General features: G+C 67.0%; 22 protein-coding genes. 14 read left to right on the top strand and 8 right to left on the bottom strand.

Annotated features, from left to right (window positions below):
* Positions 1-30: 30 nt before the first annotated feature.
* Positions 31-2,523, bottom strand: a complete 2,493-nt coding sequence (locus ACFXHA_RS25675) for an MFS transporter (protein ID WP_379360962.1) — start codon at positions 2,521-2,523, stop codon at positions 31-33.
* A 119-nt stretch (positions 2,524-2,642) separates the two neighbouring features.
* Positions 2,643-3,302, bottom strand: a complete 660-nt coding sequence (locus ACFXHA_RS25670; RefSeq protein ID WP_379360960.1) for a phosphate uptake regulator PhoU — start codon at positions 3,300-3,302, stop codon at positions 2,643-2,645.
* A gap of 174 nt (positions 3,303-3,476) precedes the next feature.
* Between ACFXHA_RS25670 and ACFXHA_RS25665 the strand changes: the two genes are divergently transcribed.
* Positions 3,477-4,652, top strand: coding sequence for an AI-2E family transporter (locus ACFXHA_RS25665; RefSeq protein WP_379360958.1), 1,176 nt, complete (start codon positions 3,477-3,479; stop codon positions 4,650-4,652).
* Here the strand turns inward: ACFXHA_RS25665 and ACFXHA_RS25660 are convergent.
* On the bottom strand, positions 4,649-5,524 hold the full coding sequence (locus tag ACFXHA_RS25660) for a DMT family transporter (protein ID WP_379360956.1): 876 nt from the start codon (positions 5,522-5,524) through the stop codon (positions 4,649-4,651). The genes ACFXHA_RS25665 and ACFXHA_RS25660 overlap by 4 nt on opposite strands.
* Before the next feature lie 136 nt (positions 5,525-5,660).
* Here ACFXHA_RS25660 and ACFXHA_RS25655 point away from each other — a divergent pair, with 136 nt between their 5' ends.
* From ACFXHA_RS25655 to ACFXHA_RS25635, 5 genes are all read left to right on the top strand, one after another.
* Complete coding sequence (locus ACFXHA_RS25655; protein ID WP_379360954.1) at positions 5,661-6,536, top strand: esterase/lipase family protein; 876 nt, start codon at positions 5,661-5,663, stop codon at positions 6,534-6,536.
* Positions 6,537-6,596: 60 nt separating this feature from the next.
* Positions 6,597-7,220 carry a TetR/AcrR family transcriptional regulator gene (locus tag ACFXHA_RS25650; protein WP_379360952.1) on the top strand — a complete coding sequence of 208 codons (624 nt, stop codon included), beginning with the start codon at positions 6,597-6,599 and terminating at the stop codon, positions 7,218-7,220.
* Positions 7,221-7,277: 57 nt separating this feature from the next.
* Positions 7,278-8,846, top strand: a complete 1,569-nt coding sequence (locus tag ACFXHA_RS25645) for an FAD-dependent monooxygenase (protein WP_379360950.1) — start codon at positions 7,278-7,280, stop codon at positions 8,844-8,846.
* 615 nt (positions 8,847-9,461) lie between these two features.
* On the top strand, positions 9,462-10,358 hold the full coding sequence (locus tag ACFXHA_RS25640; protein ID WP_379361604.1) for a helix-turn-helix domain-containing protein: 897 nt from the start codon (positions 9,462-9,464) through the stop codon (positions 10,356-10,358).
* 5 nt (positions 10,359-10,363) lie between these two features.
* Positions 10,364-10,588, top strand: coding sequence for a DUF397 domain-containing protein (locus ACFXHA_RS25635; RefSeq protein ID WP_379360948.1), 225 nt, complete (start codon positions 10,364-10,366; stop codon positions 10,586-10,588).
* 18 nt (positions 10,589-10,606) lie between these two features.
* Here the strand turns inward: ACFXHA_RS25635 and ACFXHA_RS25630 are convergent, their stop codons facing one another.
* Positions 10,607-10,945 carry a hypothetical protein gene (locus tag ACFXHA_RS25630; RefSeq protein WP_379360946.1) on the bottom strand — a complete coding sequence of 113 codons (339 nt, stop codon included), beginning with the start codon at positions 10,943-10,945 and terminating at the stop codon, positions 10,607-10,609.
* A 251-nt stretch (positions 10,946-11,196) separates the two neighbouring features.
* On the opposite strand from ACFXHA_RS25630, the gene ACFXHA_RS25625 reads away from it, so the two are divergent.
* On the top strand, positions 11,197-11,757 hold the full coding sequence (locus ACFXHA_RS25625; RefSeq protein WP_379360944.1) for a hypothetical protein: 561 nt from the start codon (positions 11,197-11,199) through the stop codon (positions 11,755-11,757).
* A gap of 67 nt (positions 11,758-11,824) precedes the next feature.
* Here ACFXHA_RS25625 and ACFXHA_RS25620 read toward each other — a convergent pair whose 3' ends face one another.
* Complete coding sequence (locus tag ACFXHA_RS25620) at positions 11,825-13,063, bottom strand: thiolase family protein (RefSeq protein ID WP_379360942.1); 1,239 nt, start codon at positions 13,061-13,063, stop codon at positions 11,825-11,827.
* 109 nt (positions 13,064-13,172) lie between these two features.
* Positions 13,173-13,880, bottom strand: a complete 708-nt coding sequence (locus ACFXHA_RS25615; RefSeq protein ID WP_379360940.1) for a DUF998 domain-containing protein — start codon at positions 13,878-13,880, stop codon at positions 13,173-13,175.
* Between the two features lie 212 nt (positions 13,881-14,092).
* Between ACFXHA_RS25615 and ACFXHA_RS25610 the strand changes: the two genes are divergently transcribed.
* Positions 14,093-14,419, top strand: a complete 327-nt coding sequence (locus tag ACFXHA_RS25610) for a hypothetical protein (protein WP_379360938.1) — start codon at positions 14,093-14,095, stop codon at positions 14,417-14,419.
* A 27-nt stretch (positions 14,420-14,446) separates the two neighbouring features.
* On the opposite strand, the gene ACFXHA_RS25605 is transcribed toward ACFXHA_RS25610, so the two are convergent.
* Positions 14,447-15,295 (bottom strand): LysR family transcriptional regulator, encoded by an 849-nt coding sequence (locus ACFXHA_RS25605; RefSeq protein ID WP_379360936.1) that lies wholly within the window; start codon positions 15,293-15,295, stop codon positions 14,447-14,449.
* A gap of 95 nt (positions 15,296-15,390) precedes the next feature.
* Here ACFXHA_RS25605 and ACFXHA_RS25600 point away from each other — a divergent pair, with 95 nt between their 5' ends.
* The 6 genes from ACFXHA_RS25600 (at position 15,391) to ACFXHA_RS25575 (ending at position 21,008) form a co-directional block, all read left to right on the top strand.
* Entirely contained in the window at positions 15,391-16,116 is a 726-nt protein-coding gene (locus ACFXHA_RS25600) for an SDR family oxidoreductase (protein ID WP_379360934.1), read from the top strand.
* Between the two features lie 11 nt (positions 16,117-16,127).
* Positions 16,128-16,733: a hypothetical protein gene (locus ACFXHA_RS25595; protein WP_379360932.1), complete on the top strand. Its 606-nt coding sequence runs from the start codon at positions 16,128-16,130 to the stop codon at positions 16,731-16,733.
* A 90-nt stretch (positions 16,734-16,823) separates the two neighbouring features.
* Complete coding sequence (locus ACFXHA_RS25590) at positions 16,824-18,215, top strand: DUF2252 domain-containing protein (protein ID WP_379360930.1); 1,392 nt, start codon at positions 16,824-16,826, stop codon at positions 18,213-18,215.
* A 153-nt stretch (positions 18,216-18,368) separates the two neighbouring features.
* Positions 18,369-18,605 (top strand): ferrous iron transport protein A, encoded by a 237-nt coding sequence (locus tag ACFXHA_RS25585; RefSeq protein WP_379360928.1) that lies wholly within the window; start codon positions 18,369-18,371, stop codon positions 18,603-18,605.
* Entirely contained in the window at positions 18,598-20,721 is a 2,124-nt protein-coding gene (gene feoB, locus ACFXHA_RS25580) for a ferrous iron transport protein B (RefSeq protein WP_379360926.1), read from the top strand. The genes ACFXHA_RS25585 and feoB overlap by 8 nt, the downstream gene beginning before the upstream one ends.
* The gene (locus ACFXHA_RS25575) at positions 20,718-21,008 is read left to right on the top strand and encodes a FeoC-like transcriptional regulator (RefSeq protein ID WP_379360924.1); all 291 of its coding nucleotides are present in this window, start codon (positions 20,718-20,720) and stop codon (positions 21,006-21,008) included. The genes feoB and ACFXHA_RS25575 overlap by 4 nt, the downstream gene beginning before the upstream one ends.
* A 9-nt stretch (positions 21,009-21,017) precedes the next feature.
* Here ACFXHA_RS25575 and ACFXHA_RS25570 read toward each other — a convergent pair whose 3' ends face one another.
* Complete coding sequence (locus ACFXHA_RS25570; protein WP_379360922.1) at positions 21,018-21,995, bottom strand: zinc-binding alcohol dehydrogenase family protein; 978 nt, start codon at positions 21,993-21,995, stop codon at positions 21,018-21,020.
* Between the last annotated feature and the right edge of the window lie 62 nt (positions 21,996-22,057).

Raw genomic sequence — 22,057 nt, 5'->3', positions numbered from 1 at the left:
CCGAAACAAAACTGGACGGCAGACCATCTGTCACACCCGATCCGCCGACTCCACCCGAGCGTCCGACTCCATCCGCTCGTAGTTCGACTCCACCCGTTCGTAGCCGAGCAGCACGTCGTGGTCGACCTCCCCCTCGGACACGGTCACCCGGCTGAACGCCGCCGGATACCCGCGCGCCATCACGGTGTAGCGCCCTTCGGACAGATCCGGCACCACATAGCGGCCCGCGCCGTCGGTGCGGGTGACCGCGATCAGATCACCCGCCTCGTCCAGCACGGTGATCTGCGCGTCGGGCACGCCGTCGCCGCGCTCGTTGCACGCCGATCCGGCCAGCACCGCGCGCGGGGCCAGTTCGATGTCGTGGCGCAGCATTCCGCTGTCGGGCACCGTCAGGCTGACGGCGGTCGGCCGCATGTGGTCGGCGACCGCGACCAGGGTGTAGGTGCCCGCCAGCACGCCGCGGCAGATGAAGTCGCCGTCCGCGGAGGTGATGGCCGAGCCGACCACATCGCCGAAGGTGTCGGTCAGGGTGATGGTCGCATCGCGCAGCGGCGCACCGCGTCCCACCGCCCGCACCGTCCCCGACACCTCGCCGGAGCCGAGCAGCGCCACATCGAGTTGTTGTGGGCGGCTGCCGACGGTGAGGGTGACCGCGGCGGGCTGGTAACCGTAGGCCGACACGATCAGCACGTAGCCGCCCGCGCGCGGCACGCCGATGAGGTAGCCGCCGTCGGGTTCGCCGAGCGCCCGCGAAACCTGGCGTCCGCGTTGATCGATGAGCGTGAGCACGGTGTCGGGCACCGACTGGCCGTCCTCGCGGTGCACGCAGCCCGACACCGACAGCCCGGTCGGCTCGACGATGTGGAACTCCGGCTCCGGCTCGAGTTCGGGTTCCGGTTCGATCGTCTCCTCGACGACCGGCATCGGAACATCCTGCAGCGGAATCTCTTTCATGAACGACAGCACCAGAGCCGCCACCACCGCCACCGCGGCGGCGGTGAAGAAGACGCCGCCCATGGCATGGGTGAAACCGGTCAGGATGGGGATGCGCAGCTGATCCGGCAAGGCCGCGATCTCGCCGGTACTGCTCTGGATCTTGCCCAGCTGCGCGGCATCGAACCCAGGCGGCAGCTGTCCGCCGAAGGCCGCGATGATCTTGTGCGGCAACAGGTTGAACAGGATGGTCAGGAAGACCGCAACCCCGAGGGTGCCGCCCATCTGCCGGAAGAAGGTGGCCGTCGCGGTGGAGACGCCCATATCGGCGCGCGGGCCCGCGTTCTGGGCGGCGATGATGAGCGTCTGCATGCAGCCGCCGAGCCCGAAACCGATGATGCCGCAGTACAACAGTGGCAGCCACAGCGGGCTGTCGTAGTGCACGAGCGCGAACAGCACCGACCCGGCGGCGATCACCAGCGAGCCCAGCACCGGCAGCGCTTTGTAGCGGCCGGTGAATTTGGTGATGAGCCCGGACAATTGCGAGCCGATCATGATGCCCAGCACCAGCGGCAGCATGAAAAGCCCTGAGCGGGTGGGCGAATACCCGCGCACCACCTGGAAGTACAGCGGCACCAGCACGATCGCGCCGAACATGGCGACACCGACGATGAAGCCGCCGAGGATGGTGATGCTGAAAGTGGGATTGCGGAACAGCCGCAAGGGAATCAGCGCGGCGTCGCGCATCAGGAACTCGACGAGCAGAAACGCCACCAGCCCGGCCGCGGCGATGCCGTAGCAGAGCAGCGCACGATGGGAATGCCAGCCCCACTCGCGACCCTGCTGGGCGACGACCAGCAGCGGAACTGTCGCTGCGGCAAGGGATATCGCGCCCAGCCAGTCGGTGCGCTGCCGCCGGCGCTGCTGCGGCAGGTCGAGCACCTTGCCGACCACCAGCAGCGCCAGCACCCCGACGGGTACGTTCACCAGGAACACCCAGCGCCAACCCGAGAGTCGCAGAATGTGGTCGGCATTGGAGAAGAAACCGCCCAGGATCGGTCCCAGCACGGTGGCGATGCCGAAGACCATCATGAAATAGCCCTGGTATCGGACTCTTTCGCGGGGCGGCACGATATCGCCGATGATGGTGAAGGCCAGCGACATCAGCCCGCCCGCACCCACGCCCTGCAGCGCACGGAAGCCCGCGAGCTGGTACATGGAGGTGGCGAAGGTGCAGCACACCGAACCGAGCACGAAGACGCCGATGGCGATGAGATAGAGGGGTTTTCGGCCGTAGATGTCGGCGAGCTTGCCGTAGAGCGGCGTGCTGATGGTGGCGGTGATGAGGTAGGCGGTGGTGGCCCACGCCTGTTTGTCGAAGCCGTGCAGGCTGTTGGCGATGCGGACGATCGCCACGCTGACGATGTTCTGGTCCAGCGCCGCCAGGAAGACGCCCAGCAGCAGGCCGGACAAAATGGTCATGATCTGGCGGTGCGAGAGCGTTCTTTCGGCGAAATTCTCGGCCGTGACGGGGGCAGGCTCTACGCGAACCGGCGCTGCCACCTTCGTCTGGGTAGAGCTATAGGTCATGTTTGGGGCCCTTGTCGGATTTCGGCTTGCCGTACGTGCGGTGCTACTCGAAAAGACCTCGCCATGAAGCAATTCGGGCAGCTTACTCCCGCCGATCGGGCCCCTGACACAAGGGGTGGTTACGCCTCCGTTTGCGCGTAGAGCGGAATGCCGGTGTGGAAGAAGCGAATGAGCCGGCCGATACGGACACAGTGGTCGGCTCCGCGCTCGAAGTGGTAGGCCAGCAGCGCGATATCGATGGCCATGGCCGAGCCGTGTTCCCAGCTGTCGTCGGCGGCCAGCTCGACCAGTTGCGCGCGCAGTCTCTCCACGTTCTCGTCGCGCGGCACCAGGACCCGGTCACGCGGCGGGTTCTGCGCCGCAATGACTCTCACCGCGCTGTCGATGAGATGGGTGACCGCGCCGGAGAATTCCGCGAGCAGGGCGATCACGTGCGGCGGGGCGGCCGGGTTCGGGTAGCGGCGCACCACCACGTCGGCCACCCGGCTCAGGGCCCGGCTGACCGCGAGCAGGTCATCGGCGATCTGCATGGCGGTCACCACGTGGCGCAGGTCGCGGGCGACCGGGGCCTCCAGGGCCAGCAGGATGACCGACCGGTCCTCACATTTGGCGTGCTCGATCTCCACCTTCTCCTCGAGCGCGAACACCTCGTACGCAGCGGTCAGGTCGCTGCTCATGAGCGCGGCCGCGGCCCGCTCCGAAGCTTCATGCGTCAGTCTCGCCATATGCGCGAGCTCATCGGTCAGCGCCATCAGTTCGCTGGAGAATTTCGTGCGCACTCGCATATCTTGGCCGCCCACCGACATACCTGCACACTATCGCGGCAAAACCTTTCTCTGCGAATGACTCTCGGTTCTTTTCGTTCACTAAAAACAGACCGACCGGATTTGTACATTTCATACACGCCGGTGCGTCGCGCCGGGAAACCCGCGACCGTGCACGAGACTGGCCCCGTGGCCGCCGAAAACCCTGCCGCCGAGCAGAACACCGAGGCGACGGACAACCCCAGCAGCAGCGATGCACCGGACCGGGCTCACATGCCGGCCTGGCTACCCCGTGCCATGATGCTCGCGCTGGCCCTGCTCGGACTGTTCGAACTGGCCAATTGGGCCGCCCACCAGCTCATCGGCATCGCTGTCATGATGACTGTCGCGTTTTTCGTCTCACTGGCCATGGAACCGGCGGTGGACGGGATGGCCGCGCGCGGCATCAACCGAGGATTGGCCACCGCGGTCGTGTTCATCGTCGTCTTCGCCTGCACCGCAGGCTTCCTCGCCACGCTCGGCGTCCTGATGGTCGAAACGGTCGCCAATGTGGTCAGCGAGCTGCCGCGGCTGATCGACGAACTGGTCAACTGGATCAACTCCACCTTCCACCAGAAATTCACCTTGGATCAGCTCCGGGATCGACTGTTCAAGGACTCCGACATCATCAGCTCGTATGCCGCGCGCGCCGCGAACAACGTGTGGGGGCTGTCGAGCACGGTGCTCGGCGGGCTGGCCAAGTTCGTCACCATCGCATTGTTCAGCGTCTACATGACCGCCGACGGGCCCAAGCTGCGGCGCGCGCTGTGCACCCTGCTGCCGCCCGCGAAACAGGGTGCGGTGCTGCACGCTTGGGATCTGGCCATCGACAAGACCGGCGGCTACCTGTACTCACGGGCACTGCTGGCGGTCATCTCTGCCGTCGCGCACTGGGCCTTCCTGGCGGTGCTGGGACTGCCCAACGCGCTGGCGCTGGGGATCTGGTTCGGCGTGGTGGCCTCGTTCGTGCCGACCATCGGCACGTATATCGCTGGGACGCTGCCGATTCTGGTGGCCTTGACGATCCGGCCGATCGACGCGGTGTGGATCGTCATCTTCGTGGTGGTGTACCAGTGGATCCAGGATTACGTGCTGCAGCCGCGGATCACCGCCAAGACCGTGGACGTGAATCCGGCGGTCGCGCTGCTGTCGGTCATCGTGGGCGGGGCGCTGCTGGGGGCGGTGGGGGCGCTGCTGGCCATTCCGGCCACCGCCACCCTGCAGGCGTTCCTCGGCGAGTACGTCAAACGCTATGACGTCGCCGAGGATCCGCGCATCGAGCGCAGCGACCGAACCCGCAAGCAGCGCAAGGCTGATCGGGGTTAGGCCGGGGCCGGTTCCTTCGCCTCGGTCTTGGTGCGGGCGGTACCCACGATCGAGCCGATGATCACCAGCGGGAAGCCGATCGCCATGCCCGCGGTGAGCGGCTCGTTCAGCAGCGAGACGCCGATCAGCAGGGCCACCGCCGGATTGATGTAGGTGATGACGGTGGCACGCGACGGGCCGACCTCACCGATCAGCGCGAAGAAGACCACGAAGGCCAGCGCGGTGCAGATCAGGCCGAGCCCGACCACCGACCAGGTCGGGGCGGCGGTGTAGTGGGAAGGCATGCGCCACAGCGCGAACGGCAGGTAGATGGCGGCGGCGAAGATCAGCGAGCCGGTCACCACGCCGATCGGCGGCAGTTCCTTCAGCTTGCGGTCGATGATGATCGGGCCCAGCGCGTAACCGATGACGCTGACGCCGATGGCCGCCATCGCGCCCAGATTCGAGACGTCGATGTCCAGACCGACCAGGGCGGTGACACCCGCGAAACCGATCACCAGGCCGAGGATGCGGCGCATGTCCAGGCGCTCGTGGCCCATCCGCGTGGTGAGCACGATCGCGATCAGCGGCACCGCGGCGATGAGCAGGCCGACCGTCGAACTGGTCAGCTTGGTTTCGGCGTGGCCGATGAGCAGCCACGGGCCGGTGATCTCCACCAGCGTGTACACCAGCAGCCAGCGCCATTGCCGCAGCGCGGGAGCCAGGACCCTCATGTACAGGGCGATCGGCAGCAGCACCAGCGCGCCGAGCAGGGTGCGGCCGCAGGCCACGAACACCGGGTCGAATTCCCGGACCGCCACCCGGATCATGGCGTACGGGACACCCCAGATCACGCCCATGCCCAGGAACAACAACCAGCCGCGCTTGCTCACACCCCGCTCCTTCCGATCAACCGGAGCGTATGCCACGCCGCCGACACGCTGAATCGGTCGTCCAAACGCCGCCGGCGTCCGAACTATTTCGGTGACGAATGCGATACCGGCGGGCAGACAGTGGCGAAGATGGCGTGTGCAGGCGGGGACGGCGGTGGTGGCGGCACTACTCCTGCTGGGCGCGACACCCGCGGCGGCGATGCCGGAGATCGCTCCGGCCGACCAGCCGACTGCCGGGACGCTCGAGCCGACGCTGGACTGCACGCCGGATCCGGAGCAACCCAATCCGGTGGTGATACTCGGGGGCTTCGGGGCGGTGGGGGATATTCGCGCGACGCTGGAAAAGCAGATGGCGGGGATCACGGGTGGGATTCGGGGCATCGGGGGCTGCCCGTTCATCTTCGGATACGGGATCATCGGGCCGATGCAGGCGGCCGCGCCGGTGTCGGAGTCTGCCGGACAGCTGCGGGATTTCGTGGCGAAGGTGCGGGCGGCGACGGGGGCCGCGAAGGTCGATATCGTCGCGCATTCCTCGGGGGCGCTGATCGCGAACTACTACCTGAAGTTCCTGCACGGGGGTTCGTCGGTGGATCGGGCGGTGTATCTCGCGCCGGTGACCAAGGGGACTACGGCCGCGACCCTGATCGGGGGGCTGGATCTGCCCGGGTCACCCGAAGGCTTGGCGGGCGTGTTGAACGATGCGACGAATCCGTTGCGTGACACCGTTTTTCGCGGGGTGCGAGGTGCGCTCGACTGTCTGGCCGGGTCGACGGTCACGACGGAGCTGCTCGCGGGCGGGGTCACCGTGCCGGAGGTGTCGTACTCGGTGCTGGCCACGCGCGGGGATCAGGTGCTGACGCCGCCGGGGGTGGCCTCGTTCATCGAGGAGCCGGGCGTGGTCAACGACTACTTCGAGGATCTGTATCCGCGTGCGGGAGTGGCCAGTCACGCGGCGCTGCCGATGCAGCCCGATGCGGCGGAGTGGGTGGTCGAGCAGCTGCTCTCCGAATAGGCCGAAAATTGCCCAGCGGGAAACATTGCCCGCTGGGCACTTTTTGCGCATACTGGGTTCATGCCCGAAGAACAGCAACTCGGACTCCGCGAGCGCAAGAAGGCCGACACCAGAAGGGCTTTGAGCGACGCGGCCCTCGAGCTGATGTTCGAACTCGGGTTGGAGAACGTGACGCGCGAGGACATCGCCGCGCGCGCCGGAGTCTCCATCCGCACCTTCAACAACTACTTCACCGGTAAGTACGACGCACTCGCCTACCGGCAGCTCGACCGCGTCCGGCGGGGTGTCGAGATATTGGGCGCCTATCCGGCAGATGCGCCACTGTGGCAGGCGATTACGGCCGCACTCGTCGAGCCACTCGAATCCGAACACGTGGGCGCGCCGAACGCGGGTATCCCGACCCGCAGGCAACTCGACGAGTCGAAGAAACTGCTCGCCGCGCCAGAGATGCGGGCCATGTTGTCGCGGGGCGTGGAGGACGATCTGATCGCCGCCATCGCCGCACGCACCGGCACCGATCCGGAGCGATCCATGTATCCGCGCCTGGTGGTGGGCATGATGCTCACCGCACAGCACGCCGCCCTCGAGGCCTATGTGCGCGCGGACCCGCCGGTACCCGTCACCGACCTGCTCCGGCAGGCCCTGGCAGCCCTCGAAGCGGGTCTGCCCGAACCACCGGCGTAGCAGCGCCGCTACGTCGGCAATCCCGAAAAACCCTCGCTGACAAGAGGTCTATTTGCCATGCCCGAAAACATCGCAACCACCGACATCGTCATCGCCGGAGCCGGGCCGAACGGACTCCTGCTCGCCTGCGAACTGGCCCTGGCCGGACTCCGGCCGATCGTGCTGGACCTACTACCCGCGCCCAGCCTCGAGCCGAAGGCCAATGGATTGGCCGGGCAGGTCGCCCGGGTACTCGACATGCGCGGCCTCTACGAATCATTCAGCGGTAACACCGGCGCTCCGGTCCCGGTGCCGCGGTACATCTTCGGCGGAATGCCGCTGGATCTGACTGCGGTGCAACCGAATCCGGTGCATCTGGTGCTCAAGCCGCAGCCGGAGATGGTGGAGATCCTCACCAAGCGCGCCATCGATCTCGGCGTGGATCTGCGCTGGGGACACGGGCTGACCGAGATCGAGCCCACCGCGGACGGGGTGACGGTCGCGGTATCCGGCCCCGACGGGGTCTACCGGCTGACGACCCGCTTCCTGGTCGGAGCCGATGGCGGAAAGAGCCTGGTACGCAAGCGAACCGGCATCGAGTTCCCCGGCGTCACCTCCGACGGGCACGTCGCTCGAACCGGCCACGTCACCGTTCCCGGCGAACTGCGTACCGGTGACGGCCGGATCGAGATCCCGGGCGTGGGCACCTTCGGCCTGGGCCACCACCGGCTCGAGCGCGGCATCTTCGTCTATGCCGAGCTGCAGGCGGACCGACCACTCGTGGGAACCGTCGAATTCGAAGGCGGCGAACAGTATTCCGACGAGACACCCATGACCTTGCAGGAGCTCCAGGACAGTGTCGAACGCGTCCTCGGCACCACACTCCCCCTCACCCCGCCGACCTGGCCCGGACCCCACAACCTGCGCCGCACCATCGGTCAGAACACCCGGGTCGCCGAGCACTACCGCAGCGGCAATATCTTCCTGCTCGGCGACGCCGCCCACGTCCATTCCGCCATGGGCGGCCCCGGACTGAATCTGGGCCTACAAGACACCGTCAACCTCGGCTGGAAGCTGGCCGCCGAATTGCGCGGCTGGGCCCCCGAAGGCCTGCTCGACACCTACGAATCCGAACGCCACCCGGTAGCCGAACGCGTCATGATGTACACCCTCTCCCAAGCAGCCCTGGTCTCCCCCGACCCGGAAATCACCGCCCTCCGAACCCTTTTCGGCGAACTGATGCACCTGCCGGCCGTAACATCCCACATCGCCAACCTGCTGGCAGGCTCCGACATCCGCTACAACGTCGGCGACAACCACCCACTGTCCGGCCACTTCTTCCCAGACAGTGAAGTCGAAACCGAAAGCGGCCCAACCCGAATTGCGGAACTCCTACACCCCGCCCGCCCCCTCCTCCTCACCTTCGACGCTGCCGCCGATCTCGCCACCATCGCAGCAGACTGGACCGACCGCGTCACCGTGACACGGGCGACAAGCCCCCAACCGCCCGCCGCCGCCCTCCTCATCCGCCCCGACGGCTACATAGCCTGGGCCACCGACGATTTCACCCCGTCCGACCACACCCCCCTCCGCGCCGCCCTCCACCGCTGGTTCGGCGCACCCACCCCCACCCCCGCCCCCGCCTAGCACCCGAACTGCCTCCGCTTGGCAGCAACGGCCAGCCGACCGCGGTCGCTGATCCTCCAGCGCCCGCGGTCGACACACGCAACCACCAGCCCCCGAGCCCGCAACCGAACCAGTGCATTCCGCGCACTCCACCCACCGAGCCCCGCCCCACCCCGAATCTCCTCCACACTCAACCGATCCGCCGCACTCAGTACGGCCAACACGGCGAACTCGGCCGTGGTCACGCCGTCACCCTCCGTGTCGGCAGCGAGCCAAAGATGATGTGATCCAGCCGCTTCGGGCGCTCGATGGCTGTCTGGTGACGCCCTCTGTACGACCGCGCACCGTGTGGGTGCGTTTCACGGTAAAAGCCCCACACTGCCCACGCGATGACGACCAGACAGAGTCCGAGAATCGACAGCAGAGCCCATGTATCCCAATGCATTACGAACCTCCCAGAATGTTTCGGATTAGCCCTCTCAGCAAGTGCTCCGGAAGCAGTTCAAGCACACTCCAGCGAGCGAAAGTTGGCAATGCCATTACGGCAGAATCGCAAAACAGCCCCAAAGGCCCAGGATCATTGCCACAATGGCCAGAGATCGTTGCCATTACTCGCGAGCTCGAGGGGTGGACGCCATGGCAAATGCAAGCCAGCAGCCAATGTCTGTGGCACGCAAGCAGGTCGGGATGCAGCTACGCGAGGCTCGCCAGAAGGCGAATCTGGACCTCAGCGACGTAGCGGACGCCATGGGCCCAGGCTGGAGTACCAGCAAGGTCGGCCGACTCGAGCGTGGCGAGTCGGGCCGGATCAGCCTTCCCGAAGTGGACGTACTCGCGCAGATTCTCGAAATGGACGACGACACCCACTCGAACGTGGTCGCTCTCGTCAAACAGGCCGCATCGAAGTCCTGGTGGTACAAATATCGAGACGTGGTCCACAGCGGTTTCCGGATCTACGCCGATATGGAAGCCTGCGCCTGCCGAATGACGATGTACCACAACAATATCGTTCCTGGCGTTCTTCAAACCGCGGAGTACGCTCGCGCACTCGACCGGATCTTTTTCGCCGGCGAGCCCGAGTCCACCCTCAATCGCCGCCTCCAACTCAAGTTGGAACGCCAATCGTTCATCACCCGAAAGACCAAGCCGATCATCGTGAATGCGATCCTGCACGAATCGGCCATCCATACCCAGGTCGGCGGCCTCGCCGTCATGGCGGACCAACTCGAGCACCTCGTGGAGATGAGCAAGCGCCCCAACATCACACTCCGAGTGCTGCCGTTCACTGCGGGGCTTCCGCTGGGCACGGCCACCGGCTCGTTCACGATCATCGATATGAAACCCATGGCGGGCACGGAGAACCACCCGGTCGTCTACTTCGATTCCTTGGTCGGCGCTGCCTGCCTCGAAGGCCCCGACGAGGTCGAAACCCACACGTCCGCAATAGCTTCCATCCAGCAGGCCGCATTGGACGAAGTCAGCACCCGCGCCCTGCTCCGCCGCGTGGCCAGAGATATCAGCCCAAGGAGATAGCAACCATGCACAACCTATCCGGCACCGACCCCCGAGTCCGCAGCGCCAGCTTCCGTAAGAGCACCCGCAGCGGAAACGGGCCCGACTGCGTGGAAGTCGCCTTCCTCCCCGACGGCGACATCGCGGTCCGCCACTCGCAAGCCCCCGACGGCCACGTACTCGTCTACACCCCGACCGAATGGGACGCCTTCACGCTCGGAGTCAAACGCGGCGAGTTCGACCGTCGTTGAACCGTGCGGCTGCTCGGGTCAGATGGTCCAGGTGATCGGGTAGTGGGCGTAGGTTGCGGTCTCGGCCGTGAAAGTCACGCCTATTGCTCGGAATTCGTCGCGCGCCCGGACGCGCATCTCCTTCAGCTCGTCCATCTGCGCCGCATGCGCTTCGGAGTCCCAGACGCTGATCTGGGAGAGCGAACCGTCCGGGGAGACGCCCGCGAACCAGTGGAGTAGACCCGGCAGGCTCTGAATTGCCGGGATCAGGTACTCCGAGGTCTTCTTGTCGGCCTCGACGACCGCGTCGTACAGGCTCGGGTCGAAGGTGACCCGCCCGACGCGGACCACGGCGGTTGCGGGCAACGACTCGGTCATCGCAATCGATTCCTCTCGGGATACTGAAAATTCCTGTTTGCCAGACGATTCCATCTTCGGGACGGATGGATCAAGGGCGCTGTTCGGAGCGACCGATAATCCACGCTTATCTGTCAGCCGGCTACGTTTGCCGTGGGGATGTCAAGACCAGAAGAGTTATGAAGTGATTCCGTTTCGGATTCTCGGTTCGGTAGCTAGAGTTCCTGCTGCCCGGCGATCTTGCCCCGGGCGAGCTAGGAGAACGAGCCGTGATGAGACTGAAAATACTGGGCCGCAATGCATTCGGGATCGCGGCTGCGACCACTGTCGCCGGGCTCGCAATCGGGGCGGCACCCGCCTCCGCCGATATCATCGACCTCACCGCGGACTGTATCGGTTATCGAGGAACCGCATGTACCGCGGCGGATATCGAGATGCATTTCACGGATGCCACGCCGGTGTGGGTCACTCTCAACGGCACGACACTCGGCGGCAGTCCGTTCACGCCGAAGGTGTTCAACAACAGCTCCAGCATGCAGCTCATCCTCGACTGCCACCTGACGCCGCTCCACATCGTCGCGATGCAGAAGGACGCGAGCGGCACGATCACCAGTCAGAAGTCGACCGATTACACGCCCCCCGTCACGGTGCCGAGTTTGATCATCGGCGATATGTTCACCGGCAGCGCTCTCGGCAGCGCTGACGCCTGGCTAGCCATCACCGGCAACACCACCCCCAACACGGGCAGCGCCCTCGGCTCCAGCTCCGCCGCCGACGCCGTCAAATCCGGCAGCGCGGAAAACGGCGGCTGCCATGTCACGGACCAGGTCTGATCAGAAGACGACAACACCCCGAGCGTTGGCAGTGCCACCGGCTCTGCCAACGCCGGCACGGCGGATTTCAGGCGGCGGAAGGGTTTTCGAGGACGATGGCGACGCCTTGGCCGGATCCGATGCAGACTCCGATCGCGCCGTAGCGCGCATTGCGTTCGCGTAGTTCGGTGGCCAGGGTCAGGACGTAGCGGGCGCCGGTGGCTCCGAAGGGGTGTCCGATCGCCACCGCGCCGCCGTTCGGGGTCAGCTTCTCGTCGGGGATGACGAAACCGTCGAGCTGGTTGGGGAGTTCGCGCAGCACGCCCAGGGCTTGGGCGCTGAAGGCCTCGTGGACTTCCCACACGTCGATCTGCTGGGGTGTCAGGCCCGCGCGCCGGATGGCCAGGGGCAGCGCCCATGCCGGAGCGAGACCCATGTAGAGCGGATCGATTCCGTATACCGCGGAGGAGACGACGCGGGCCAGCGGTTCCACGCCGAGTTCGGCGGCTCGTTCGCCCGAGGCCAGCACCAGGGCACTGGCTCCGTCGGTCAGGGGGGTCGAGTTGGCGGCCGTCATCTGCGTGGTGCCGGGCTGCGGGGGCAGGGCCGCCAGCTTTTCGGCGGTGGTGTCGTCGCGGATGAACTCGTCGTGCTCGAACAGGCGGGCGGGGGTCTTGCGGGTGCCGGGGATCTCGACCGGCATGATCTCCTTGGCGAGTCGCCCGGAATCCCTGGCCGCCTTGGCATTTCGCTGGGTCCGCAGCGCGAACGCGTCGATCTCCTCGCGGGTCAGCCCGTAACGGTTCGCGACGTTCTGCGCCGTCTCGATCATGCCGATATAGGCATTGCGCGCCAGCAGCGTCGGATTGGCGGGACCGCCCGCACCCGCCCACATGGTGTCGAGCAGGATCACCGGACCGCGCGGCCCGAACGGGGAATCGCCCTTCATGTACGCCCAACCCGAGCGCGACATCGACTCGACGCCACAGGCGATCCCGACGCCCAGATCCCCCGCCTTGATCGCGTGCGCGACATTGACGGTCGCACTCAGCGACGAGCCGCAGAACCGGTTGATCGTCGCCCCGGCCACCGTGTCGGGGAATCCCGCCGCCAGCGCCGCCCAGCGCGCGACATCACCCATCCCTTCGTGCGCGGGATTGACGCAGCCCGCGACGATGTCCTCGATCTGGTCGAGCCCCACGCCGACGCGTTCACACGCGCCCTTCATGGTCATCCCCAGCAGATCATCGGTCCGAATGTGCGAGAGCGAACCGCCGTAGCGGGCGAAGGGGGTCCGAACACCACCGAGCACAAAAGCTTCCGCCATCACGATCTCCTTCGACAGTGTCCTCAGGGTCGCAACGAGCGAGCCGTCGTTGCCGCTTTTGATCTTGCCCGGATTCCGGGCGATTCCGCCACGCCCAAGAAGTACGGGGTCAGTCCGCGTGACCCGCCCGCGGGGGCACGGCCAGCCAGCGCAGTCCGCAGCACACGGCGTAGATCAAGGTCGGGAAGGCGGCGATGCGCTCCCACAGGCCGCCCAGTGCGGGTCCGCCGACGTGGCAGATCATCAGTATCAAGCCGATGACGGCTACGCATCCTCCTGCTACGCCCAGCAGGCCGAGGCCGCGGTGGCGACGTTCGCGTAGCAGGGCCGCGCCGAGGACGATCATGGCCACTTCACCACCGACAATGGCGAATGCCGCGCCCAGACCGTGCATGACGGGTCTCAGGTCCTCGGGGTTGGCTCCCACCGTGATCAGGCCCAAGCCGGACACGATGTACAGACCCAAACCGACACGGGCCGAACGTGATTCCACGAATGCGTTCATGAGCAACAGCGCGCCCAACGCGAGGCAAGTGCCTGCCACCAGCCAGGAGCCGTTCGCCGGCCGATGCCACGGCGAACAGACCCAGACGGCCCGAGAATCGGCGTATCGGCAGGTCGTGGCGCCCAGGTCGCTGATCATGTTTCGCATCGGGTCGTATGGCGTACTCCAACGGCTGCTGACGACTGGCAGCACCAGGAAGAACTCGAGGACGGCCACCCAGAGCACCGCACCGATCCGCACCAGGATCCGGCGGTGACCGGGGGCGACCCGGCGATCAGCCGCGGTGGTCGTCCGAGACGGCGTCGCGCTCATCGCACAATCCTAAAAGGGTGGTGCGCGGCTTTATCGGTCATCGGATCCGCCACCGATGTGGCGAAAGTATGACGCGTGGTCGTGACGGATGGCGGGTGATCTCGGAGTGGTGCTTCACTCGGATGATTGATTGTTCAATCAGATAGGAGCGCAACGTGTTTCGAAGATCATTGGCAGTGGCCGCGATCGTCGCCGGGGTAGGAGTGGGGTTCATGCCCGCTGCCTCGGCATACGACGGGATCACCGGGCAGTTGGTGACCGTGATTGCCAGTCCGAACGATCCGACTCCGATTCCGAAAGTTCTCACCGACAACAGTTTCTATTCGCGCTATTGCCTGACCTATGTCGGCAATTACGCGGTGGCTGTCACCAATGACACCAACGAGACCCTCTACGTCTACGGTGACGACTCCTGCACTGTGACAAACCAAGTCGCGGTTGTTCAGCCCGGCGAATCCGCCTCGCTGCTGGCGACTCCCGGATGGGGGTTCACCTTCGGTAGCCCGGCCTACGCCGGCGAGGATCACGTCCCGTTCTGAGTCGGGGCAATCCTGATCGGGGCAGTCCTAGAGGCGGGTCGCGGTGCGGACGAGCGCGGCGACGGCCTGGGATCGGCTGTGGGGCGGCCAGGCGATGACCGTGGTGACCGTCGGGGCATCGAGCACTTCGACCGTGGCGTGTTCGTCCCGCAGGTGGGTCCGGCTCGATTCGGGCATGACGGCGCAGGCGCGGCCGAGGGCGATCATCTGGAGGAGCTGGGTGTGGTCACGGACCTGCGGGCCGGGGCCGTCGCGGTAGCTGCCGTCGGGGCCGGGCCAGCGGGGCATCGGGAGGCCCGGCAGCCCGGTGATGTCGGCGAGGTGCACGTGGTCACGGGTGGCGAGGGGGTGACCGGCGGGCAGGACCACGACCTGCCGCTCGGAGTGGAGGTCCTCGGTGTCGAACCCCGCCGTCGAGTCGAACGGGCGGTGCAGCAGCGCCACGTCGGCACGCCCGTCGCGCAGCATCGGTTCCTGTTGGCCCGGTCCGCAGAGCTGGACGTCGATGGTGACCGCGTCGGGTTCGGCGGCGTAGGCGTCGAGCAGTTTCGCCAGCAGCTCGATGGAAGCACCGGCCTTGGTGGCGAGGACCAGGCCGGGCCGACCGGTCGCGGCGTCGGCGGCGCGGCGGGTGCGACGCTCGGCGGCCTCGACCGCGTCCAGTGCGGCCAGGCCCTGCTCGAGCAGCACCGCGCCGGGGACGGTGAGCGTCACCCCGCGACTGTTGCGCTCGAAAAGCGTTGTCCCGAGCCGTCGTTCGAGTTGGCCGATGGCACGCGACAGCGGGGGTTGCGCGATCCCGAGTCGCTGCGCGGCCCGGCCGAAATGCAATTCCTCGGCGACCGCGACGAAATACCGAAGCTCCCGCGTCTCCACATCGCCACTCTACTCAGGATCGATACCCGTGCGGTATCGCTGCCCACCCGATCGGTGTTGGAGCTCCCCCGGTGCCGGGGAACAGGATTGGTCCCATGAGCGAAAACACGATCGCGCTGGTGACCGGCGCGAACAAAGGTATCGGGTTCGAAATCGCGGCCGGTCTGGGCGCACTGGGCTGGACGGTCGGCGTCGGCGCCCGCAACGAGGTGCTGCGCGAGGAGGCCGTGGCGAAGCTGCGCGCCGCCGGCGCCGACGCGTTCGGGGTCCCGCTCGACGTCACCGACGATGCCAGTGTCACTGCCGCCGCCCGCCTGATCGAGGACCGCGCGGGCCGCCTCGACGTCCTGGTCAACAATGCCGGAGTCACCGGTGGCATGCCGCAGGCCCCCACCGAGGTAGACCCCGCCACGGTCCGAATTGCCGTGGAAACCAACGTGATCGGCGTCATCCGCGTCACCAACGCAATGCTCCCCCTGCTGCGCCGCTCCCCCTCCCCCCGCATCGTAAACATGTCGAGCACCGTCGGGTCCCTGACCTTGCAATCCGACCTAGCCGCGGTGATCGGCCCCCTCTCGGCCGCATACTCACCATCGAAGTCCTTCCTCAACGCCGTCACCATCCAGTACGCCAAGGAACTCCGCGACACCAACATCCTGATCAACGCCGCCTGCCCTGGCTTCGTCGCCACCGACCTCAACAACTTCCGAGGCACCCGCACCCCCGAAGAGGGCGCGGCCATCGCCATCAAACTCGCGACCCTGCCCGACAACGGCCCCACCGGCAGCTTCTTCGACGACTCCGGCGTAGTGCCCTGGTAACGTTTGCTCAGATGCGTAATCCTTTGCCGCCCAGTAGAAACGGGAGCTGGGCGAGACCTGCCCTGCTGGACCTGGCACCGGCGGCGGCGCTGGCACTGGGATTTGCCGCGACGGCCGTCGCCGCCGCTACCGAGCACGCCGTGTACTCCGGAATGCGTTGCGACGGTGCGAGATCGGTGCCAGGGACGGCGGCCGCGTTCTACACGCTGGGTGTCGCGTGCGGGATCGTCGCACTGACGGTGGCCCTGTGGCCGCGGTCCCACATCGATGCGGGACCGATGGGTGCGGTCCGTGCGCGGGTCGGCGGATGGCTGACCGTGGGGGTCGCCGTGGTGACGGTCGTGGCCGGTTCATGTGCGGGGCCGCGAGATCAGCACGGGCGCGATCCGATCGCGGGGCCGTGGTGGCTGGTGGAGCTGGTCGTGTCGATGATCGTGGCCTCGACCATGCTCGGCTGCGTGCAGCTGTGGCGATCACGAGGTCAGGCCGGCAGCCGACTCGGACTGCTCGCCACCACCACCCTCGGCGTCCTGATCTCCGCATCGACGCTGGGAGCCCTCACCTACCACGACTGGTTCGCCGCGCACGCCCTCCACAAGGTCTGCTGGTACGGGTAACCACCAACCTCGGGAGTACTCAGCGCGGGAAAACGGACAGAATTCCGCGCTGAGAACTCCCTGATCTCGGCGGGGAACTAGAGTTCTCGCATGTCGACATCCGAGGCGGGGTCAGCAGCAGGGGGTGCCGCCGATACTTCGGCGGCCGAGGTGGGGCGGGCGGCGCGGAAGCGGGTGCCGCGGTCGTCATTGGGTGAGTGGAAGGCGGCGGCGGATCGGGTGGATCCGGTGTCGGTGCTGGAGCGGCAGGCTACGACTCGGGTGCCGGAACTGGTGAAGATTCGGTATGCGCGGATGGCGGCGGGAGAGTTTCCGTTCTATCGGGGAGCCCCGGCGATCATGGCGGGGGATCTCGCGAGTGGCGACAACACCGGGTTGATGGTGCAGCTCTGCGGGGATGCGCATCTGTCGAACTTCGGACTGTTCGCTTCGCCGGAGCGGGCGTTGGTCTTCGATGTGAACGACTTCGATGAGACGTTGCCGGGGCCGTTCGAGTGGGATGTGAAGCGGCTGGCGGCGAGTGTGGCGGTGGCGGCCCGCGCCAATGGGTTCGGGGATGACGAAGCGGGTGGGGCGGCGGTGGCGGCCGCGCAGGCTTATCGGGAGGCGATGGGGCGGCTGGCGGCGCTCGGGGAGACCGACGTCTGGTACGAGAAGGTCGATGCCGAGCAGGTGTCCGATCTGCTGAAGCCCAAGGATCGCAAGCAGACCGAGAAGGTGATCAGCAAGGCGCGGTCGCGCACCAGCATGCAGGCGCTCGACAAGCTGACCGAGCCCGGGCCGGATGGCGCGCCCCGCATCAAGGCGGATCCGCCGCTGGTCATGCCGGTGCCGAAAGAACTGCACGTGGAATTGAATTCGGTGCTGTCGGACTATCGGGCGACCTTGCCCGAGGAGCGCCGGGTGCTGCTGGACCGGTACGAATTGCGGGATATCGCAATGAAGGTCGTGGGTGTGGGCAGTGTCGGGACGCGGTGCTTCATCGCCCTGCTGACCGGACGCAATACCGGCGATCCACTGTTCCTGCAGGTGAAGCAGGCCGAGGATTCGGTGCTGTCGACGCACTTGCGCTCCAGTCAGTTCCGGCATCAGGGGCATCGGGTGGTGCACGGGCAGCGGCTCACCCAGTCGGCCGGTGACATCTTCCTGGGCTGGGCGACCGGGCCGGACGGGCTCTTCTACTACTGGCGGCAGCTGCGAGACATGAAGGGCTCCTTGGTCATCGACGACATGTCGGCGGCACAGCTGCGTCAGTACGCGGGCCTGTGCGGGCATACGCTCGCCCGCGGGCACGCGCGGTCCGGTGATCGCGTCGCGATCGCGGCGTATCTGGGCGGCAACGACGTCTTCGACAAGGCCATGGGCGAATTCGCGCTGGCGTACGCCGATCAGACAGTCGCCGATCACGAATCCCTGTTGGCCGCCATCGATTCCGGCCGGGTGGTGGCGGCCGCGAACGGAGCGGGCGATAAGGACGAGTAAAGGGACGAATGTCCCGAACAGGACGTGATTAGCGCGGTATAGCTAATTCTCAGTAGCCTCTTAAAATTGGTCATTAGGTTCCCCTAACGCACAGACGCTCCAGCTCCCAGGGATCGTTCGGGATTCACCACGACCGGTTGAAAGAGGTTCGCCTTGAGCTCGCTGATCGACAGCAAACCTGGAGAGACTTTCCGGATCGGAGAGCTTCGACTCCTGGGTCGACAGCGACGGCGACTGCTCGAGATGGGATTGATCCCGGGCGCGCCCGTGAGTGTGTCCGCGATCGGCGTGTGTGGTGGGCGCATCCTGCGCGTCGGCGAGGCCCGCATCGCGGTGGACCGGGCCACCGCGCGGGCGATCGATGTGGCACGGGAATCCGCGCATGAGTGAATCCTGCTGCGGCCCTTCCAATTCCGAATCCTCCGTCAAGTCTTCCGGGGCCACCGCGACCCTCACCGGAGCGGCCACGGTGGTGCTAGTCGGCAATCCGAATGTCGGCAAGTCGACGCTGTTCAATGCCGCCACTGGGGCCCGCCAGCGGGTCGGCAACTGGCCCGGCACCACGGTCGAGGTGACCGAGGGACCCTGGAAAACCGCGCCCGACAGCATGATTCGCCTGCTGGACCTGCCCGGCGCCCACAGCCTGCTGCCCGCCGCACCCGACGAGGCCGTGACCCGCGACGCCCTGCTCACCGACTCCGGACCGGACCGGCCGGACCTGGTCGTCGCCGTGGTGGACGCCGCGAATCTGGCGCGCAGCCTGTACCTGCTGTCACAGATTCTGGAGACCGGGGTGCCCACGGTCGTGGCCATGACCATGACCGATGTGGCGGCGGGACGCGGCGCACCCGTCGACGCCGACCGGCTCGCCAAAGTGCTCGGGGTGCCGGTGGTTCCGCTGGTGGCGCGCGGCGGCACCGGGATGCCCGCCCTGGCCGAAGCCGTCGACACCGCATTGAGCGACCGGAGCAAGCCGATCGCACCGCACCTCGGCGCGGATGTGGAAACCGCTATCGCGGCGCTGGAACCCCAACTGCCCGACCATTATCCGGCGCGCTGGCTGGCACTCGCGCTGCTGGCCGGTGATACCCCGCCGGGCGTCCCGGCGGAATTGACCACGATCGCCCGCACGACGTTGGCCGAATCCTCCGACCAGCCCATGGATTCTGAAGACGACGGCGAGATTCTGATCGCCGAACGCCGCTACGCCTGGGCCCACGATGTGCGCGCGGCCGTCGTCACCGACGCCGAAATGCGCACCACGCGCAGCGATCGAGTGGACCGCATCGTCACCCACCGCTGGCTGGGCGTTCCCATCTTCCTGGCCGTCATGTGGCTGGTGTTCGAGCTGACCACCACGGTCGCCAAGCCACTGCAGGACACGCTGGGCGGCTTCTTCACCGGCCCGGTGGCCGACGGCGCGGCGGATTTCCTGAAAACTCTGCACGCGCCGCAGCCGCTGATCGGCCTGGTGCGGGACGGCTTCATCAACGGCGTCGGCCAGGTGCTGAGCTTCGTGCCGCTCATGCTGATCATGTTCGTCTTGCTGGCACTGCTGGAGGATTCGGGCTACATGGCCCGCGCCGCCTTCGTCGCCGACCGGCTCATGCGCAGCATCGGCCTGCCGGGCCGGGCGGTGCTGCCGCTGATCGTCGGCTTCGGCTGCAACGTGCCCGCCATCGCGGGCACCCGGGTGCTGTCCAATCCCCGGCATCGGCTGCTCACCGCGCTGCTGATCCCGTTCACCAGTTGCAATGCGCGCCTGGTGGTCTACGTGCTGCTGGCCGGGATCTTCTTCGGCAGCCAGGCCGGGACGGTGGTCTTCGCCATGTACCTGGCCTCCATCCTGCTCGTGGTCGGCATCGGATACCTGTTGCGCAACATCATGTTCCGCGACATGGCCGACGAGCCGCTGGTGCTCGACCTGCCGCCCTACCGACGTCCCAGCCTGCAGGTGCTGGGTGTGCACACCTGGCAGAAGATGCGCGGGTTTCTGACCACGGCCAGCGGCATCATCGTCGCCACCGTCACCGGTATCTGGCTGCTGGCCTCGATTCCGGTGGGCGGCGGCAGCTTCGGTGAGGTGCAGCCCGAACACAGCGCACTGGGCGCGGTGTCCTCGGCGGTCTCCCCTGCTTTCGCGCCCGCCGGATTCGACGACTGGCATGCCGGAGCGGCGCTGGTGAGCGGATTTGTCGCGAAAGAGGCTGTGGTCGCCACGATTTCGCAGTCCTACAGCATGGCCGACCCCGGTGACGGACCGGCCGACGCGCCCCTGTCGGACCAGCTGCGCGACACCTTCCGGCACTCCTCGGGCGGGCACACCATCCCCGCCGTGCTGGCCTTCATGATGTTCCTGCTCGCCTATACGCCGTGCATGACCACACTCGCGGTGCTGCGCAACACCATCGGGCTGCGCATGACGCTCATGAGCGTGGCGCTACAGCTGTCGGTGGCGTGGGTGCTGGCGGTCGCGGTCTTCCAGATCGGGCGGCTCTTCTGGTGAGCGCCCCGACCACACCCACGCCGAGCCCGCTGCGCCGCGTGCTGGCCGAAATCACCGAATCCCGTGGGGAATTCAGCCTCGACCAGGTGGCGCGGCGCGTCGGCGTCTCCCGCGACGAGGCCCAGGCCATGGTCGACTACTGGGTCCGCAAGGGGCGACTGTCGGTGGAGCAGATCGGATCGGGCTGCCCGTCCACCGGCTGCGGCGGTTGCGCGCAGACCGGCTGCTCCACCGGCGTGAAAGGCCCAGTACTGCTGGCGATCACGCCGAATCCGCGCAGGGAGTGATGGGGCCGCTCAGGGATTGACGGCGATCACCAGCTTGCCGGTCGAGGTGCGGCCCGCCATCAATCGGTGCGCGTCTGCCGCGTCGGCGAGCGCGAACTCCGCCGTGATCGGCAGCTCGACCTTGCCCGAGGTGGCCAATTCAAAAGCCTTGGCGGCGATCTCGTGCAGCACGTCCGGTGCGGCGGTGCTCAGGCCCAGGATGGAGAAGCCGGATACCGTGCGGCCCTGCGGGAGCAGATCGGGTGCGCCGACCTGCCACGGGGCCTCGCCGCCGGCATTGCCGAAGGAGACCAGGCGGCCGAAGCGCGCCAGGGAATCCAGTGTGCGGCGCAGGGTTTCGCCGCCGACGGATTCCAGCGCGAGGTCGACGCCACGGCCGCCGGTGGCCGCGCGGACGTCGGCATCGAAGGACTCATTGAGGAACGCCTCGTCGTAACCGTAGGCGCGCGCGTACTCCGCCTTGGCCGGGCTGGACACCACACCGTAGACCGCACCCGCGCCGCCGAGCTTGGCGATCTGCGCGGCCACCGTGCCGACGCCACCCGCGGCGGCCTGCACCAGCACGGTGTCACCCGACTGCAGGCGGCCGACGGTGTGCACCAGCGCGTAGGCGGTCGGCAGCACGGTGGGAAGCGTTGCGGCCGTGCGCAGATCGACGCCCTCGGGCACCGGGAACACCGTGGACGCCGAGACCACCGCGACATCCGCGTACGCGCCACCATCGGTGATGGCGGCCACCGGCTGCCCCACGACCAGCCCCTCGACGCCTTCCCCGACCGCACGCACCCGCCCCGACAGCTCCAGCCCCGGCACGAACGGCAGCCCCGGCACCCGATACCCGACGGCCCGCGCCTGCAGATCGGCGAAGTTCAACCCCACATACGCCACATCGATGGACACCTGCCCCGCACCGGGTTCCGGCACCGCCAACTCCACCGACTTCAAGACCTCCGGCCCGCCGAATTCGTCGAATCGAATCGCACGCATGCCGCCACACTCCCTCTCGCCCGTTTCACCGGACGCTTCGAACCACATCCGCATCCGCACCC

Source organism: Nocardia sp. NPDC059240 (assembly GCF_042753865.1).
Lineage (GTDB): Bacteria > Actinomycetota > Actinomycetes > Mycobacteriales > Mycobacteriaceae > Nocardia.
The sequence above is the reverse complement of the archived record's forward strand: the minus strand, read 5'-3'. Positions and strand labels throughout refer to the sequence as shown.

What these genes read in the sequence shown, in the direction of transcription:
- ACFXHA_RS25675 (WP_379360962.1), bottom strand. Translation starts at nt 2,523, where the DNA reads ATGACCTATAGCTCTACCCAGACGAAGGTGGCAGCGCCGGTTCGCGTA.
- ACFXHA_RS25650 (WP_379360952.1), top strand. Translation starts at nt 6,597, where the DNA reads ATGCCCGAAGAACAGCAACTCGGACTCCGCGAGCGCAAGAAGGCCGAC.
- ACFXHA_RS25645 (WP_379360950.1), top strand. Translation starts at nt 7,278, where the DNA reads ATGCCCGAAAACATCGCAACCACCGACATCGTCATCGCCGGAGCCGGG.
- ACFXHA_RS25640 (WP_379361604.1), top strand. Translation starts at nt 9,462, where the DNA reads ATGGCAAATGCAAGCCAGCAGCCAATGTCTGTGGCACGCAAGCAGGTC.
- ACFXHA_RS25635 (WP_379360948.1), top strand. Translation starts at nt 10,364, where the DNA reads ATGCACAACCTATCCGGCACCGACCCCCGAGTCCGCAGCGCCAGCTTC.
- ACFXHA_RS25630 (WP_379360946.1), bottom strand. Translation starts at nt 10,945, where the DNA reads ATGACCGAGTCGTTGCCCGCAACCGCCGTGGTCCGCGTCGGGCGGGTC.
- ACFXHA_RS25625 (WP_379360944.1), top strand. Translation starts at nt 11,197, where the DNA reads ATGAGACTGAAAATACTGGGCCGCAATGCATTCGGGATCGCGGCTGCG.
- ACFXHA_RS25620 (WP_379360942.1), bottom strand. Translation starts at nt 13,063, where the DNA reads ATGGCGGAAGCTTTTGTGCTCGGTGGTGTTCGGACCCCCTTCGCCCGC.
- ACFXHA_RS25615 (WP_379360940.1), bottom strand. Translation starts at nt 13,880, where the DNA reads ATGAGCGCGACGCCGTCTCGGACGACCACCGCGGCTGATCGCCGGGTC.
- ACFXHA_RS25610 (WP_379360938.1), top strand. Translation starts at nt 14,093, where the DNA reads ATGCCCGCTGCCTCGGCATACGACGGGATCACCGGGCAGTTGGTGACC.
- ACFXHA_RS25600 (WP_379360934.1), top strand. Translation starts at nt 15,391, where the DNA reads ATGAGCGAAAACACGATCGCGCTGGTGACCGGCGCGAACAAAGGTATC.
- ACFXHA_RS25595 (WP_379360932.1), top strand. Translation starts at nt 16,128, where the DNA reads ATGCGTAATCCTTTGCCGCCCAGTAGAAACGGGAGCTGGGCGAGACCT.
- ACFXHA_RS25590 (WP_379360930.1), top strand. Translation starts at nt 16,824, where the DNA reads ATGTCGACATCCGAGGCGGGGTCAGCAGCAGGGGGTGCCGCCGATACT.
- feoB (WP_379360926.1), top strand. Translation starts at nt 18,598, where the DNA reads ATGAGTGAATCCTGCTGCGGCCCTTCCAATTCCGAATCCTCCGTCAAG.
- ACFXHA_RS25570 (WP_379360922.1), bottom strand. Translation starts at nt 21,995, where the DNA reads ATGCGTGCGATTCGATTCGACGAATTCGGCGGGCCGGAGGTCTTGAAG.